General features: G+C 70.5%; 15 protein-coding genes and 2 pseudogenes. 11 read left to right on the plus strand and 6 right to left on the minus strand.

Going from position 1 to position 15913, the window contains the following annotated elements; genetic code table 11:
• Positions 1 to 169: 169 nt before the first annotated feature.
• From ACLZN2_RS46875 to ACLZN2_RS46890, 4 genes are all read right to left on the minus strand, one after another.
• Positions 170 to 808 (minus strand): DUF6817 domain-containing protein, encoded by a 639-nt coding sequence (locus ACLZN2_RS46875; protein WP_416986254.1) that lies wholly within the window; start codon positions 806 to 808, stop codon positions 170 to 172.
• The gene (locus ACLZN2_RS46880; protein WP_416986172.1) at positions 809 to 1546 is read right to left on the minus strand and encodes an alpha/beta fold hydrolase; all 738 of its coding nucleotides are present in this window, start codon (positions 1544 to 1546) and stop codon (positions 809 to 811) included.
• 45 nt (positions 1547 to 1591) lie between these two features.
• Positions 1592 to 2845 carry an IS256 family transposase gene (locus ACLZN2_RS46885; RefSeq protein WP_416986173.1) on the minus strand — a complete coding sequence of 418 codons (1254 nt, stop codon included), beginning with the start codon at positions 2843 to 2845 and terminating at the stop codon, positions 1592 to 1594.
• A gap of 184 nt (positions 2846 to 3029) precedes the next feature.
• Positions 3030 to 4271 (minus strand): PucR family transcriptional regulator, encoded by a 1242-nt coding sequence (locus tag ACLZN2_RS46890; protein WP_416986174.1) that lies wholly within the window; start codon positions 4269 to 4271, stop codon positions 3030 to 3032.
• Between the two features lie 301 nt (positions 4272 to 4572).
• Here ACLZN2_RS46890 and ACLZN2_RS46895 point away from each other — a divergent pair, with 301 nt between their 5' ends.
• Positions 4573 to 5457, plus strand: a complete 885-nt coding sequence (locus tag ACLZN2_RS46895; RefSeq protein WP_416986175.1) for a DUF4394 domain-containing protein — start codon at positions 4573 to 4575, stop codon at positions 5455 to 5457.
• Positions 5458 to 5864: 407 nt separating this feature from the next.
• Positions 5865 to 6095, plus strand: a complete 231-nt coding sequence (locus tag ACLZN2_RS46900) for a hypothetical protein (RefSeq protein WP_416986176.1) — start codon at positions 5865 to 5867, stop codon at positions 6093 to 6095.
• Between the two features lie 502 nt (positions 6096 to 6597).
• Here ACLZN2_RS46900 and ACLZN2_RS46905 read toward each other — a convergent pair.
• Positions 6598 to 6849 (minus strand): annotated as a pseudogene (locus tag ACLZN2_RS46905) (transposase); the annotation flags it as partial.
• Between ACLZN2_RS46905 and ACLZN2_RS46910 the strand changes: the two are divergent.
• Positions 6839 to 7732: pseudogene (locus ACLZN2_RS46910) on the plus strand (alkaline phosphatase family protein); the annotation flags it as partial. The pseudogenes ACLZN2_RS46905 and ACLZN2_RS46910 overlap by 11 nt on opposite strands.
• Positions 7733 to 7805: 73 nt before the next feature.
• Here ACLZN2_RS46910 and ACLZN2_RS46915 read toward each other — a convergent pair.
• A complete protein-coding gene (locus tag ACLZN2_RS46915) occupies positions 7806 to 8486 on the minus strand; it encodes a DUF2202 domain-containing protein (RefSeq protein ID WP_416986177.1) in 681 nt (226 codons plus the stop codon).
• Positions 8487 to 8661: 175 nt separating this feature from the next.
• Here ACLZN2_RS46915 and ACLZN2_RS46920 point away from each other — a divergent pair, with 175 nt between their 5' ends.
• The 8 genes from ACLZN2_RS46920 (at position 8662) to ACLZN2_RS46955 (ending at position 15905) form a co-directional block, all read left to right on the plus strand.
• Complete coding sequence (locus ACLZN2_RS46920; RefSeq protein ID WP_416986178.1) at positions 8662 to 9357, plus strand: response regulator transcription factor; 696 nt, start codon at positions 8662 to 8664, stop codon at positions 9355 to 9357.
• A complete protein-coding gene (locus tag ACLZN2_RS46925) occupies positions 9347 to 10840 on the plus strand; it encodes a sensor histidine kinase (RefSeq protein ID WP_416986179.1) in 1494 nt (497 codons plus the stop codon). Before ACLZN2_RS46920 ends, ACLZN2_RS46925 begins: the two co-directional genes overlap by 11 nt.
• A gap of 68 nt (positions 10841 to 10908) precedes the next feature.
• Positions 10909 to 11235, plus strand: a complete 327-nt coding sequence (locus ACLZN2_RS46930) for a rhodanese-like domain-containing protein (protein WP_416986180.1) — start codon at positions 10909 to 10911, stop codon at positions 11233 to 11235.
• Between the two features lie 46 nt (positions 11236 to 11281).
• Positions 11282 to 12511 (plus strand): FAD-dependent oxidoreductase, encoded by a 1230-nt coding sequence (locus ACLZN2_RS46935; protein WP_416986181.1) that lies wholly within the window; start codon positions 11282 to 11284, stop codon positions 12509 to 12511.
• Between the two features lie 125 nt (positions 12512 to 12636).
• Positions 12637 to 14022, plus strand: coding sequence for a rhodanese-like domain-containing protein (locus ACLZN2_RS46940; protein ID WP_416986182.1), 1386 nt, complete (start codon positions 12637 to 12639; stop codon positions 14020 to 14022).
• Between the two features lie 96 nt (positions 14023 to 14118).
• Positions 14119 to 14700: a rhodanese-like domain-containing protein gene (locus ACLZN2_RS46945; protein WP_416986183.1), complete on the plus strand. Its 582-nt coding sequence runs from the start codon at positions 14119 to 14121 to the stop codon at positions 14698 to 14700.
• On the plus strand, positions 14697 to 15617 hold the full coding sequence (locus ACLZN2_RS46950) for a sulfite exporter TauE/SafE family protein (protein ID WP_416986184.1): 921 nt from the start codon (positions 14697 to 14699) through the stop codon (positions 15615 to 15617). Before ACLZN2_RS46945 ends, ACLZN2_RS46950 begins: the two co-directional genes overlap by 4 nt.
• 18 nt (positions 15618 to 15635) lie before the next feature.
• A complete protein-coding gene (locus ACLZN2_RS46955) occupies positions 15636 to 15905 on the plus strand; it encodes a metal-sensitive transcriptional regulator (RefSeq protein ID WP_416986185.1) in 270 nt (89 codons plus the stop codon).
• Positions 15906 to 15913 lie beyond the last annotated feature (8 nt).

Genomic DNA, 15913 nt, shown 5'->3' on the forward strand with positions numbered 1-15913 from the left:
AGGGAGCATGCACCACCAGCGGATGCACGCCCCGGGCAGACACCCGCGCGTTCCGGGACGCTGCCCAGTTACACCACTCCACGGGACGCGATCGGCATGAATGGCCGTAATCACGAGAAAGCGTCCCGGAATTGACGTGAGTAATTGTCAAATCCTGTGGGTGGCGTGATCAGCACAGGATGTCGTTGGTGTGTTCCCAGGCGTGCTCTGACAACAATGGCCGCCAGCGCGTGAACAGATCCAGCAGATATGGCCCGTATTCTTCGCGCATCTGCGGGCTGATCGCGGCGATGTCCAGCTCATTGGCTGCGGTCAACTCGGCGAAGTCCTGGCGTTGCTCGATGGTCGGCCGGGTTTGTTCGCCGGTGAACCGGTCGACGAACTTGCCGTCGGGCTCGGCCAGCGACCTATAGGAGGCCTTACGGTCGCAGGAGGCGTAGAGGTAGACGAGGTCCTCGGCCTCCTCGCCGATGGCGTTTGCCAGCACGGCGCGCTGGTCGAGGTCCAGCAAGGTGAGGGCGAATCCGTCGGTGCCGTAGAACGCGTGGCACAATCCGGCTGATACCAGTACTGGGCGGGCTCTCCAGGAGGTGAGCAGTGTACTGACCCGCTGAAGGTGAGCCAGCAGAGTGCCGCCGGGATGGTCGATAGCCTCTGCTCCGGCGGACTGAAGCAGTGTTAGTGCCTGCTTGGTGATGGAGTCACCCCACCTGCTGTCGTTGGCTGCCTGTTTGGACGCCTGTAGCGATGATACGCGCGAACCGTGGGAGGCTGATCTACGCGACCTCGCAGCGGCGGCCGTGCAGATCTACTTGCCGTGCTCCGTACGGTTCTGGTGAGCAGGATCTGTGTACGGGGCGACGCCGAGCCAGGCGGTGGCGTGTGTCGACACGATCCGCGCGAGTTCCGTGGGGGCATCACGGGCGACGAGGTGGCCGGAGTCCGGGACGGCGGTGACGGTGACGCGGCGGTTCGCCGTCCCGAGCCGGTCGACGTCGGCATCGCTGAGCGGGGATTGCCGTGCTGCGCGCACGACGTGGATGGGTATGTCCAACGCAGCGGCCGTCGCGAGCAGCTCGTGGCCGGAGGCCAGGATGTCCTCGGTGAGCTCGCGGTGCCGGTCGCGGAGTCCGCGACGGGCAAGCCAGGAGCGGGCCCGACAGGGGTCGAGGTTCGGAACGGCTTCCACGAGCACCAAGCCCGCTACGCGGCACGCGATGGAGGGTTCGGCCAGGGCAGCCAGGGCGGCATACCCGCCGAGCGAGGCACCCGTCACGACGATCGGCGCCGGCTCCCGATCGACCATCTCGATCACGTCAGCGGCGACCGTGCGAAGCGTGGTCGCCCGCCCGGAACTCTCCCCATGTCCGCGCAGATCGTAGGCGACGCTCCGCAAGCCGCTCTCGGTCAGCCGCTCCGCTACGGGAGCCCAGACGCCGCGGTGTTCCCCGCCGGCGTGGAGCAGCAGGACCGTCGGGCCAGCGCCGGTGACGGTGGCTTGCAGTGTGACATCGCCCAGCACAAGGGTGATGTCAGTGCTCGACATGTCCATACTCCTCAGCCTCCCTGATCCCGCGAACCTTTTGGGTGATCAGGCAACGGTGACCTGTTCGCGTTCGACGAGCACGCCTCGCTCGAACCGGGCTCCGGCTCGCACAAGCGCGACGAGGTGGGGCGCGTTGACCGCTCTCCAGCGGGATTGGGCGGACTCGACCAGCTTGAACACCATGGCCAGGGCCGCGGCGCGGGAGCCGGCGCCCTTGGTGACCTTCGTCCGCAGCCTCACGGTGGCGAAGGTCGACTCGATGGGATTCGTGGTGCGCAAGTGGATCCAGTGCTCGGCCGGGAAGTCGTAGAACGCCAGCAACTCCGCCTCATCGTCGGTGATCTTCTTGACGGCCTTGGGGAACTTCGCCCCGTACTGCCTTGCGAAGGACTGGACCGCCTGCTCGGCGTGTTCGCGGTCCTCGGCGTTGTAGATGTCGGCCAGGGCCCGCTTCGCCGCCGGCTGCGCGGACTTCGGCATGCTGTCCAGGACATTGGCCGTTTTGTGCACCCAACACCTCTGCGGACGGGTTTCGGGAAAGACCTCCGCCAGGGCTTTCCAAAAGCCCAGGGCTCCGTCGCCGACCGCGAGGACGGGGGCGCGCATGCCGCGGCGGGCGCAGTCGCGCAGCAGCGACGCCCAGGCTTCGGCCGACTCGCGGTAGCCGTCCGTCATGGCGATGAGCTCCTTGGTGCCGTCGGTGCGCACGCCCATCAGCACCAGCACCGAGGCTTTCGCCTCCTGCAGGCGGATCTTGAGATGGATGCCGTCCGCCCAGACGTAGACGTAGTCGGTGCCGGACAGGTCGCGGTCGCAAAACGCCTGGTGGTCGGCCTGCCACTGGGCGGTGAGCCGGGTGACGGTGGCCGGTGAGAGCCCGGCCGCGGAGCCGAGGAACTGCTCCAGCGCCGGCACGAAGTCCCCCGACGACAGGCCGTGCAGATACAGCAGCGGCAGCACCTCGGAGATCTTCGGGGACTTGCGGCACCACGGCGGCAGGATCGCCGAGGCAAACCGCTTCCGCTCACCGGACTCCGGATCGACCCGCTTGTCGTTCACCCGCGGTGCGGTGACCTCCACCGGCCCGGCGGCGGTGACGACGGTCCGCGGCCGGCGGCGGCCGTTGCGGACCACGAGCCGACGCCCGGCCCCGTCCCGCTGGTCGGCCAACTCGGCTATGTACTGGTCGACCTCCGCCGCCAGCGCGGCGGCCAGCATCCGCCGGGCACCCTCACGGACGATCTCGTCGATCAGGGAACCGGACTCCGTCGAACCATCCTCGGTGACTACGCTGAGCACAGGCGTACCTTCCCGACCCGCGCTGCAACGCGGGCCTACTCGTTGACCATTACGGGATCACTCGGGAAGGTACGCCCTTCGCGTCCAGCCTGAGGCCGATCCACAGGTCTTGAGCATTGCTCAATTGACGTCCTCATGGTCCTGTCCTGCCCCTCTTCCTGCCCTGCGGGTCAAGCCTTGCGGGTCAGCGCCACGCTCCCGACAGGTCCCGGGCGACTACCGCGGTCAGGACCCGTACGCCGTGTGTCGAACCCGGGTCGAGGTCGGTGAGTTCGCGTACGCGGCGCAGGCGGTAGTCAAGGGTACGGGGGTGGATGTTGAGGGCCGCCGCGGCGGGGCCGCGGTTCATGTCGTGGCGGTAGTAGGCGTCGAGGGTGACGAAGAGGTCCGGGCCCGTCTCCAGGAGCCGGGCCGTGGAGCGGAGCCAGCTGTCGACGAACGGCACCTCCGCCACGGCCAGTTCGACGAACACGTCGGCCAGGGTGTGCGGTCTCAGCCGGGCCGACGTCCGCAGCGGGGCCGCCCTGCTGATCCGCCGGGCCCGGTCGAGCGCCGAGGCCAGGCCGGTCACCGGCGAGGTGGCGGCACCGGCGGCACAGGGGCGGCCGAGGGCGTCGGCGAAGTCCTGCAGGAGGTCCGGGACGAGGGTGGCTACGGCGGGTTCGGGGGCGGAATCCGGCAGTGCGGCAGGGGCGGAGTCCGGGATCAGGGCGATCAGTTCGCCGCTCTCCGCTCCCGTGCCTGGGGCGTCGGCGGGCTCCCGTTCCGTGTGCCACGTCATCGGTACCTGGTGGGTCTTCAGCAGGGCCTCGATGTCGTTCTCCAGGTCGCGGTCGCCCGGTGGGCGGCCCGGGACCCGGACCACCAACACCGTGTAGGCGTCGGCCAGTTCCATGTCGGCGAGCTGGGCCAGCTCCGCCGCCGCGCCGTTCTCCGACAGCAACGCCCTTGCCAGCATGGCGACTTGTTCGGCGTACGGCATACGGCGGCGCAGCACCGACTCGTAGCCGCCGCGGTAGGCGTGGATGCCGCGCTCGCCCTGCGGGGCGAACCAGCGCACGAGGCGCATGAGTTCGTCGAGGTCACCCTCACGCAGGGTGTCCGTCGCCTCGTTGATCTCGCGCAGCATCAGCTCGGTGTGGATGCCCAGGACGAGTTGGCGCGAGTCCAGCGACATGCCCGCCTCGGCCCGTACCTCGCCCATCGACGCGATGAAAGCGAGGTCGTCGTCGGTCAGCATGCCGTTGTCCGGGGCCAGTTCGACCGTACGACGGCGTAACCAGAGCGCGTACTCCAGGGTCTCGTCCCTGGCCCGGCGGTTCGTGTCCAGGGACCCGAACTCCGGTATCTCGCGTGTGTATGTCTCTACCTCCCGACGGGCGTTGGTCGACGCCTGGCGGGCCAGTTCGGCGAAGAGGCTCCCCATGGTCGCGAGCATGTCACCCAGGGCGAGGGTGCCGACAGACGAAAACCGGACGCCCGTTTATCACTCCGGGTGAAACCGTGAAGGGTGTGCGGGCACGGTGTTTGTCACAGTGCGCAAAGTTCGTTTATCGGGGCGTACTTGTGGCTCTATTCCCTTGTGAGCGGGCTGTGGCCTCGGCTTAATAAGAGCCGTGCCCGCCGCCCGAGGGGGACCGATTCGGAAAAGGGACCACTCCGAATTCGCGGGGCGCGGGCCACCCACTGACCTGTGTTCAAACGGGAGGCCAACAATGCTGAAAGCCATGAAATCCGGGACCCGGAAGAGAATCGCGACCGCCGTCGCCGTCGTGACCGCGGCCACCGCGCTCATCGTGACCTCGCCGGGCTCCGGCTCCGCCGCCGTCACCGCCACCCCCAAGCTGCAGGCGTTCGGGATCACCGGTGACGGCCTGACCATGGCCAGCTTCTCCACCGACACCCCGGGGGTCCTCAACTGGGTCCGGGATGTCACCGGACTCAGCGGCGACACCAGGCTGGTCGGTATCGACCACCGGGTGCAGAACGGTCTCATGTACGGCCTCGGTGAGAAGGGCGGCATCTACACGATCACCACCCCGCCGCCCGGCACCAGCAACAACGTGGTCGTCACCAAGGTCTCCCAGCTCCAGGTCGCGCTCTACGGCACCACCTTCGACATCGACTTCAACCCGGCGGCCGACCGGCTGCGGGTGATCAGCAACAACGGCCAGAACCTGCGCCACAACCTGAACGACGGCACCACGGCCACCGACAGCAGCCTGAACATCCCGCCGGCGACCACGGCCGCCACCGGCGTGACCGGCGCCGCGTACACGAACAACGACCTGGTCGGCTCCACCGGCACCACGCTCACCAACGTGGACACCCTCAACGACCAGATCACCATCCAGTCGCCTCCGAACGCCGGCAGCCTCGTCCCGACCGGCCTGCTCGGCTTCGACGCGAACCTCGACGCCGGCTACGACATCTTCAGCACCCTCACCAACGGCAAGACGACCGCCAACACCGCCTTCGCCACCATCACGCCGTACAACGGCAGGGCGTCCCTCTACAGCATCGACATCCTCACCGGCGCACCGACGCTCATCGGTACGTTCCCGAACTCGGTCCAGATCACGGACTTCACCATCACGATCAGCGGCAGCTGACCCGCCGGGTCATCGCCTCACGTTCTCGCCGCGGCCCGCTACCTGGGCCGCGGCGAGTCCGTCTGCCTGCCCCGGCGCAGGGCGCGGGCGCACCAGCCGATGACCGTGGCGTTGACCAGGGCGCCGACGACGACGGAGAGGACGGCTTCCGTCCGCCGGACCGTGTCAAGGTGTCGTCGGACAACCAGCTCAGTTCGAGTCCTCACTGCAGCGGCCCGGTCGTTACCGTGGTGACGTTCGACGACGCAGGAGGCAAGGACAACCACTGGACCATGTGCCGCTGGTGACTCACCAACCATCCCGACGCGTTCGCCTTGCCAGGCAAGTGACCGGCTAACAGTTCGCCACTGAGCTTGCTGTGCAGGTAGGCGCTTGGCTCTTTAAGGCCGTTGATCTCCAATGGAAAAGTGCCGGCCGACCGCCGTGCCTCGGTCTTCACCCTCACCGCCGCCGGGCGCGAACAGTTCGCCACTTGGACATCCGCCCACGAACGTCCGGTGGACGCGGCGCTCACCGCCCTCGACCAGGATTCCCTCACCGCCATCGCGAACGCCCCAGAAGGTCCGCGGGCCGCCGCGGTTAGGCATGGCACGAAGGGCAAGGTCACCTATGCGGCCCGGGCATCGCCCAGCCGGTGACAGCACAGGCAGCCTGGTCTGTCCCGGACCTCGTCTCCCCGCCGTACGGCGTCGGCGGCCAAGCCCTGAAGCACCAGGAGAGCGTGGCGACGGAGCACCGAAACAGCATCGCCAGCCGACTCTCGTCGTCCCGCAGCGCCAGCACGACCGGGTGCGCCGCACGTAGCTGCGCGGGGACCGTGACACGCGGCGTCTCGTCCGGCGCCTGACCTCGCGAACAGACGCCCTCAAGGCGTTGGACTTTGCGGGAGCGAAAGATACGTGGCGGTTGGTCGCGAAGAGTTCCCGGGGCACATGGCGCGCGTCGGCCGTAAGAGTCGTGTCGTCGCCGCGTCCTTACTGCGGGTGCTCGAGAGAGGAGAACCCGAGTGCAACGGTGCCCACGGCGGACACTGAAACCCGCCCACTCAGAAGCCCCGCCGGGCCGCACCTGCGGGGCTTCTCGTCACAGACGCCCCTATAACGGAGGGACGCTCGATACCGTCCTGACCAGGTTAAATACCTATCGGGCAGCATATCGCCCGAGGCATCGGATGATCTCACGTCGGGTCTTGCCCTCCCGAGTGCGGCGTTCGTGGTACGCCTGGGTGCGGGGATCGACGCGCAGCCGGGTGAACACGATACGGTGCAGGGCGGCGTTGGCCTGGCAGTCGCCGCCACGGTTGAGTCGACGCGAGGCCCGACGACCGGAGGAGTACTCGACGGGGCTGACTCCGCACAGAGCGGCGAAGGACGCCTCGGTGTTCAGCCGCTCCTCGAACCCGCACCGCCTCGGGCTGAAGAACATCGCCGAGATCGGGCACAACGGCCGCGCCAACCACAACTACGACCTGACCGACTTCGACGCCGCGCTCAAGGCCGGCCATCTCCCCGCCCTGAGCTTCCTGAAGGCCGCCGAGTACCAGGACGGCCACGCCGCCTACTCCGACCCGACGGACGAGCAGCACTTCCTGGTCAAGGAGATCAACGCGTTGCAGCAGTCGCCGGAGTGGAAGTCGACCGCGGTCGTGGTCGCCTACGACGACTCCGACGGCTGGTACGACCACGTCACCTCGAAGGTGCTCAACGGCTCCAAGGACTCCACCGTCGGCTCCAACGGCAAGGCCCTGGACAGCCCCGCCTGCCAGGCCGGCCCGGCCGCCGCGGGTGGCTACGCGGACCGCTGCGGCCCCGGCACCCGGCAGCCGCTGCTGGTCATCTCCCCCTACAGCAAGGTGAACGCGGTCGACCACGCCGCGACCGAGCAGGCGTCGATCACGAAGTTCATCGAGAACAACTGGCACACCGGCCGCATCGGTGACGCCTCCTTCGACCAGCGGGCGGGCAGCCTGAGCGGCCTGTTCGACTTCAAGCACCCCAACAACAAGCAGGTGCTGCTGAACGCGGACGGCTCGGTCAAGTCCGTGAAGCCGATCCCGCACCGCTACGCAGCCACGGCGTCGCCGGTCTCCTCGCACGCCCCGTGCCCGGCGTACGTGCAGGACCTCAAGGCGCAGAACGTCGCCGCCGCGAGCTCCACCTCGCCGACCCTGCCGATCACCGTCGGCGCCGGTCTGCTGACCGCCGGCACGATGACCACCGTGTTCGCGCTGCGCCGCCGCAGGGCGCGTGCGGGGACGCCGACGGCGGCCGTGTAGGCGCCGGCCTCTCTCCGACGAGCCCCGACGGTCCCGGCCAGGTACACGCCGGGACCGTCTTCTGTTGCTCGCCCTACTCGTCGGCGATCCACTGCTCGAATGCCGCCAGGTGCCGCTCGGAGGCGGCGAGCAGGTTGGTGTACACCTGGTGCGCGTCCAGGGCGGTGAGTCCGGACAGCGCCTTGGTCAGCGCGGCGATGTCGTCGGTCTCGACCGTTTGCCCGGCCTTCAGGGCCCCGGACAGACTGTCCTCGCCCTGCTTCAGCAGCCGGTCGTAGGTGGCCTGGACGGCTGGGTCGGTGAACTCACCTGCCAGTGTGCCGGAGGTCGGGTCGGTGACGTCGTAGCGGTCCAGCAGGGTGCGCACGGCGGTCAGGTGCTGGGTCTCGGCCGCCGCGATCCGCTCGAAGACCCGCACGTCGTGGCGTTCGGCGAACGCCGTGTAGAGGTCGTGCGCGAGCTTCTCCTCCTCGGCCATGCTCGCCAGCGTGGCCCTCTGAGCGGCCGTCAGGGTGCCCTGCTCGGCCAGTGCGGCTCCGTTGCAGGTTCCGTCGTGCTGCCGGATGCCGTCCGTGGGGCCGTCGTGGTGGCGTCCCTGGTGATGAGCATTCGTCAGCACGCTCTGGGACGTGGTCTGCGCGGCCACCGGCGCGGCACCGCCCGGGTCCGCGGTCACCGGGCCGACGGCCAGCACTCCGCCGATGGCGAGCACGCCCGCGGTGACCGCCGTGGCGATCTTGATGTTGCGCTTCATGGCAAACCTCCTTCGGGTCCGCAGGAGTGTCCTTGCGTTCCTGCACCGTCACCGTCGCGCCGGACCTTGCAGTCGCCGTGCGCTGCGTGTGGAGACGGGATGGAGACGACCGCCGGGCGGGTTGGGGCTGTTCGGCCCCTCCCGGGGGCGGGCACGCGGCGCGTAGACGTGGGACATGACCGCCACCGTGCTCGTCGTCGAGGACGAGAAGGAGATCCGCGAGTTGCTCCGCCGCTACCTGGAGCGCGCCGGGTACGGGGTGCTGACGACCGCGTCGGGTGCCGAGGCCGTACGGCTGCTCGGTGAGCCGGGGATCGATCTGGCTCTGCTGGATCTCGGGCTGCCGGACGTGGACGGGGAGGAGGTGCTGCGCGAGGCTCGTGAGCGCGGGCGGGTGCCGGTGGTGGTGCTGACCGCGCGTACGACCGTCGAGGAGCGTATCCACGGGCTGCGGCTGGGGGCCGACGACTACGTGACCAAGCCGTTCAGCCCCACCGAGGTGGTGCTGCGGGTGGGTGCGGTGCTGCAGCGGGCACGGGGGACGGCGACGGGGGCGGCGCCGGTTCTGTCGTACGGCGAGGGGCGACTGCGGATCGACGAGGCCCGGCACGAGGTGGCGCTGGACGGGGTGCCGGTGGAGCTGACGCCCACCCAGTGGGGTCTGCTGACCACGCTCGCGTCGGTGCCGGGCCGGGTGTACTCGCGCTATGAGCTGGTCAACCGGGTCCGTGGCTACGAGTTCGCCGGATACGAGCGGACGATCGACTCGCATGTGAAGAACCTGCGGCACAAGCTCGGGGGCGTCGGCCCGGACGTCGTGGAGACGGTACTGGGCGTGGGCTATCGGCTTGGGTGGCCTCGTGACCCCTGAGCCGCGTTCGCCACGCGTCGGCGTGTGGCCGTCCGGCGGGCTCGGCCCACTCGGCAGGCGCCTGTTCGCCGCGTTCGCCGTGGTCGCGCTGGCGTCCGTGGCCCTGCTGACGGTCGCGGCGCTCATCGGCACCGACCGCGGGCTCAGCAGCGCCCACCAGGCGGAGCGGCAGCGTGCCGCCGACCGGGTGGCCGCGGCCGCCGCCGACGCCTACCGGGCGGCGGGCGGCTGGACGTCGGCCGACCTGTCCGCGGTCCGGTCGCTCGCTTCCGGTGCCGGGGCGGAGCTCACGGTACGGGACGCGGACGACAAGACGGTCTCCGGTGGCTCCGGGTCCGGCTCCGGGACTGTGGACGAGCACGGCATGCCCGGTTCGGGTCGCGGCCGTCACGGGCAGGGTTCCGGCTCGGGGCCCGGTGCGAGCGCGCCCGTGGTGGTCGACGGTGGCACGGTCGGCTCCGTGTCGCTGGTCTTCTCCGCCGGGTCCGGATCGGCGGGCCTGTCCGTCGCCTGGGGGTGGGTGGCCGCGGCCGCCGCCAGTGCGCTGGCTCTGGCGCTGGGCGTGAGCTGGTTCGTCACCCGGCGCCTGACGGCCCCGGTCGTCCGGGTCGCCGCGACCGCGCGTGCGCTGGCCGCGGGGGACCGCGCCGCGCGGGCCCGGATCGACGCGCCCGGTGAACTGGGCGACCTCGCCCGCGCCTTCGACGCCATGGCCGACGACGTGGGCCACGCGGAGCAGGCTCGCCACCGCCTCGCCGCGGACGTCGCCCATGAACTGCGCACACCCCTGGCCTCCCTGCAGGCGGGGCTGGAGGAACTGCGCGACGGCTACACCGAGCCGGCCCCGGACCGCCTCGCGTCCCTGCACGACCAGGCGCTGCGGCTGGGCCGCATCGTCGACGACCTCGGGGAGCTGGCCGAGGCGGAGTCGGCCCGGGTGTCCCTGCACCTGGCCGAGGTGGATCTGACCGCCCTGGCCGAGGCCGCCGTAGCCGAGCGGGAGCCCGAACTGCGCACCGCCGGACTGACCGTGCGCACCGTCCCGGGCCCCGTACCGCTGGTGGTCCGCGCGGACGCGGACCGGCTGCATCAGGCCCTGGGCAACCTGCTGAGCAACACCGCGCGCCACTGCCGTCCTGGCGACAGCGTCACTGTCACCACGTCGGCCACGCCCGCCGAAGCGCTGGTCGAGGTGGCCGACACCGGCCCCGGGATTCCCGCTGCCGAGCTGCCGCATGTCTTCGACCGCCTGTGGCGCGGCGCCCGCGCTCGCACCACGGGCGGCAGCGGTATCGGTCTGGCCGTCGTCAGGGAGCTGGCCACCGCCCACGGCGGCACGGTCGCGGCGGACTCCGGTCCAGGTGGCGGGACGCGGATGACGCTCCGGCTGCCCAGGCCCGCACCGCGGGGATCGCGACTCGGTCCGGGCTCCGGCACCGAGCCGCGAGTTGCCTCCCGGGCAAATACCCCCGGGGGTATTTGACGCTCACCTCTGGACCGCCGTACTCTCGCCAGAGAGATACCCCCGGGGGTAATTCAGGAGGCAACGAAGTGGCTCGTGAAGTGACACAGGAAGCGTTCGCGGCGGCCTGGGCCGACGGCGCACTCGTCGTCGACGTACGGAAGGCGGACGAGTACGCGGCCGGGCACGTCCCCGGCGCTCGGCTGATGCCGCTGCGCACCGTGCCCGCCCGGTGCGGCGAACTGCCCGCCGACCGGCCGGTGTACGTGATCTGCGCCAGCGGCAACCGCAGCCGGACCGCCGCCGACTCGATGACCTCCCGCGGCATCGACGCCTACTCCGTGGCGGGCGGCACCGGCGCCTGGGCCCGCGGCGGGCGTCCCGTCGCGGCCGGTTCCCACGAGCACGCCGCCTGACCCCCGTCCGACATACGCACATCGGCAGCCGGAAAGGAGCACCGCCTTGGCCGCCACCCCCTCCCCCACCGACGCCCCGATCTCCGGCCGCCACCGCGTCGCCGTCATCGGCGGCGGCAGCGCCGGCGTCAGCGTCGCCGCCCGCCTTCGCCGCGCCGGCGTCACCGACATCACCCTGATCGAACCGTCCGACACCCACTGGTACCAGCCGCTGTGGACCCTGGTCGGCGGCGGCCAGGCACCCCTGCGAAGCACCCGCCGCCCCGAAGCGTCCGTGATACCCGACGGGGTGCGCTGGATCCGCCGCCGCGCCCTGGCCGTCGACCCCGAGACCCGCACGGTGACCCTGTCCGGCGGCGCCGACCTCACCTACGAGCACCTGGTCATGGCCCCTGGCCTGCAACTCGACTGGGACGGGGTGCCGGGCCTGGCCGAGGCCGTCGGACACGACAGGGTGAGCAGCAACTACGCGCCCGAGTACGCCCCGCGCACCTGGGAGCTGATTCGCCAGATGCGCTCGGGCACGGCCGTCTTCACCCACCCGGCCACCCCGCTGAAGTGCGGCGGCGCCCCGCAGAAGATCGCCTACCTGGCCGCCGACCACTGGCGCAAGCGGAAGGTCCTGGACCGGATCCGCATCATCCTCGTCATCCCCGATCCGGCGATGTTCAAGGTGCCCGCCTGGTCACAGGTCTTGGAGAAGGTGGCCGCCCGGTACGGCATCGAGGTGCGGCTGCGCTCCGAGATGACCGCCGTCGACGGCGACGCCCGCGAGGTCACCGTCACCGACCACGCGAACGGCACCAAGGAGACCATCGGCTACGACCTCCTGCACGTCGTCCCGCCGCAGAGCGCGCCCGACTGGATCAAGGCCGGGCCGCTCGCCGACCCCGCCAGTCCGCAGGGCTTCGTCGCCGCCGACAAACACACCCTCCAGCACCCGTCGTATGAGAACGTCTTCGCGCTCGGCGACGTGGCGAACCTGCCCACATCGAAGACCGGTGCCGCAGTGCGCAAGCAGGCCCCGGTGGTCGCGGCGAATCTGCTCGACGTCATGAACGGCCGTTCCCCGTCGCACCGGTACGACGGCTACACGTCCTGCCCGCTGGTGACCGCCCGCGACCGGATGCTGCTCGCCGAGTTCGACTACGACCTCAAGCCCACGCCCACGTTCCCGCTGCTCGATCCCTTCAAGGAGCGGCGCACGATGTGGCTGTTCAAGCGGTACGGGCTGCCGCCGGTGTACTGGCACGGCATGCTCACCGGCCGCCTCTGACCGGTCGGCCCGGGCATCCCCCGACCCGGGCCGACCACCCCTCCCACCCTTCGACAAGGGCGGACCAGACCCACCTACATACCCCCGGGGGTAATACAACCCTTCCGACACGGAGGTCACCCAACATGTTCTTCGCCCAGTACTACCTCGACTGCCTCTCCCAGGCGTCCTACATGATCGCCGACGAGTCCACCGGCAGGGCCGTCGTCGTCGACCCGCGCCGCGACGTCTCCGAATACCTCACCGACGCCCAGGGCCACGGCTTCACCATCGAGGCCGTCGTCAACACCCACTTCCATGCCGACTTCCTCGCCGGCCACCTCGAACTCGCCGACCGCACCGGAGCCTGGATCGGCTACGGGCAGCGCGCCGAGGCCGAATACCCCATCCGCAAGCTCACCGACGGCGAGCGCATCAGCCTCGGCGACGTCCAGCTGCAGATCCTCGAGACCCCGGGCCACACCCCGGAGTCGATCAGCGTCCTGGTGTACGAGCACGCCGACGACGCCGTCCCCTACGGCGTCCTCACCGGCGACGCGCTGTTCATCGGCGACGTCGGCCGCCCCGACCTGCTCGCCTCCATCGGCGTAACCGCCGACGAACTCGGCAAGATGCTGTACAACACCGTCCAGCACAAGCTGATGGACCTCCCGGACGCGGTCCGCGTCTTCCCCGCCCACGGCGCCGGCTCCGCCTGCGGCAAGAACCTCTCCACCCAGCGCCAGTCCACCATCGGTGAACAGCGCGCCACCAACTACGCCTGCCGGCCCATGAGCGAGGAGAAGTTCGTGTCGCTGGTCACGGAGGGGCAGCCTTCCGCACCCGCGTACTTCGTCTACGACGCCATCCTCAACCGCAAGGAGCACGGCCTGTTCGACGCGGCCTCCGCACCCCGCCCGCTGTCGGTGGAGGAGTTCCTGGAGCGGCGCGCGGCGGGGGCGGTCGTGGTCGACGCCCGTTCCCCGCAGGACTTCGCGCCCGGGTATCTGCGCGGCTCGGTCAACGTGCCCGCCGACGGCCGCTTCGCCGAGCAGGCCGGCATGGTCGTCGCCCCCGAACAGGATGTCGTCGTCATCGCGCCCCAGGACCGGGAGGAAGAGGTCGTCACCCGCCTCGCCCGGATCGGCTTCGACAAGGTCGGCGGCTACCTGCGCGAACCCGAGGGCGCCTTCCCCGCCCTGGCCGACGAGATGGAACAGGCCAGCCGCCTGACCGCCGACGAACTGCGCCGACTCCTCGACGGCGACGCACCCCCGCTGGTGCTCGACGTGCGCAACACCGCCGAACGCGAAGAGGGCTTCATCGAAGGCTCGCTGCACATCCCGCTCGCCGAACTCGCCCGCCGCATCGACGAGATCCCCGCCGACCGCCCCCTGGTCGTGCACTGCGCGGGCGGCCACCGCTCCTCCATCGCCGCCAGCCTGCTGCGCCACAAGGGCCGCACCGACGTCTCCGACCTCCTCGGCGGCTACGGCGCCTGGCTCGCCCTGCCCGCATCCGCCGACGTCTGATCCACCGCACTCCACACTCCGCACTCCGGGCGGCGGTCACGGGAATCGGCCGCCGCCCGCCCCCCAACCGCTTCGAACACACCAAGGAACCGATCGATGACCATCCATGCCGACAAACCACGCCTCGATCCCGCCGCGTTGCGCGACCTCACCCAGCACGGAGAGGGCCCTCGCCTGCTGGACGTACGCACTACCGGCGAGTTCCGCACCGCCCACATCCCCGGCTCCTACAACGTCCCCCTCGACACGCTCCGCGAGCACCGCGCCGAACTGCGCCACCACCTCGACGAGGACGTCATCCTCATCTGCCGCTCCGGCGCCCGCGCCACCCAGGCCGAACAGGCCCTCGCCGAGGCCGGACTGCCCAACCTGCGCGTCCTCGACGGCGGCGTCATGGCCTGGGAGACCGCCGGCGGCCCGCTCACCCGCGGCCCCGAACGCTGGGACCTGGAGCGCCAGGTCCGCCTCGTCGCCGGAACCCTGGTTATGGTGACCGGCGTCGCGGGACTGTTCGTGCCCGGACTGCACCTGATCGGCACCGCCGTCGGTGCCGGGCTGGCCGTCGCCGCCCTCACCAACACCTGCGCGATGGGCATGCTGCTGTCGAAGCTGCCCTACAACCGCGGCCCGCGCACCGACCTCGACACGATCGTCGCCGCCCTGCGGGACGCGCCGTGATCGCCGTCGTCATCGCCGCGTCCCTGCTCATCGGCGTCAGCCTCGGCGTCCTGGGCGGAGGCGGATCCATCCTGACCGTGCCCATCCTGATCTACCTGGCCGGCATGGGGACCAAGGAGGCCATCGCCACCTCCCTGTTCGTCGTCGGCGTCACCAGCGCCGCCGGCGTCGTCTCCCACGCCCGCGCCGGACGCGTCCGCTGGCGCACCGGACTGCTGTTCGGCCTCGCCGGCATGACCGGCGCCTACGCGGGCGGACGACTGGCCGAGTTCATCCCCGGCACGGTCCTGCTCATCGCGTTCGCCCTCATGATGATCGCCACCGCCGCCGCCATGATCCGCGGCCGCCGCCAGGCGCCGAAGAAGGTCCACCACGAACTCCCCGTCCTCCACGTCCTGCTCGACGGCATCGTCGTGGGCCTGGTCACCGGACTGGTCGGCGCCGGCGGAGGCTTCCTCGTCGTCCCCGCGCTCGCCCTGCTCGGCGGACTGCCGATGACCGTCGCCGTCGGCACCTCACTGCTGGTCATCTCCATGAAGTCCTTCGCCGGCCTGGCCGGCTACCTCGCCGCCGTGCACATCGACTGGGGCCTCGCCGCCCTCGTCACGGCGAGTGCCGTCGTCGGCAGCCTCCTCGGCGGCCTGCTCGCCGGGCGCATCCCGCAGGACGCGCTGCGCAAGTCCTTCGGCTGGTTCGTCGCCGTCATGGGCGTCTTCGTCCTCGGCCGGCAGACCGCCACGGGTCTGCGCCACACCCTGCTCACCAGCCCCTGGACCTGGGCCTCCGTGGCCGCGGCGGCGGGAGTCGGGGTCAGCTGGTACATGCTGAGGCGCTCCGGACAAACGCCGGAGCAGACGAACGACGCCCCGGCCGTGCCGGGCGACGGAAGCCCGGACCGCCTCGCCACCCGCCCGTGAGGCGAGGAGGTGAAAGCCATGGGCGAGGAAACGGACTCGTGGGCCGAAGTGCTCGTTCGGCTGCGGCGGGCCAAGGGACAGCTGGCCGCGGTCATCGCCATGATCGAGGCGGACCGCGACCGCAAGGACGTCGTCACCCAGCTGGCCGCGGTCACCCACGCACTGGACCGGGCCGGCTTCAAGATCGTCGCGGACGGCATTCGCCAGTGCCTCACCGAACAGCAGCGAGGGCACGTCCCGCCGCTGAGCGAGGCCGAACTGGAGAAACTGTTCCTGACGCTCGCCTGACCCGGACC

Source organism: Streptomyces sp. T028, assembly GCF_048159505.1.
Lineage (GTDB): Bacteria > Actinomycetota > Actinomycetes > Streptomycetales > Streptomycetaceae > Streptomyces.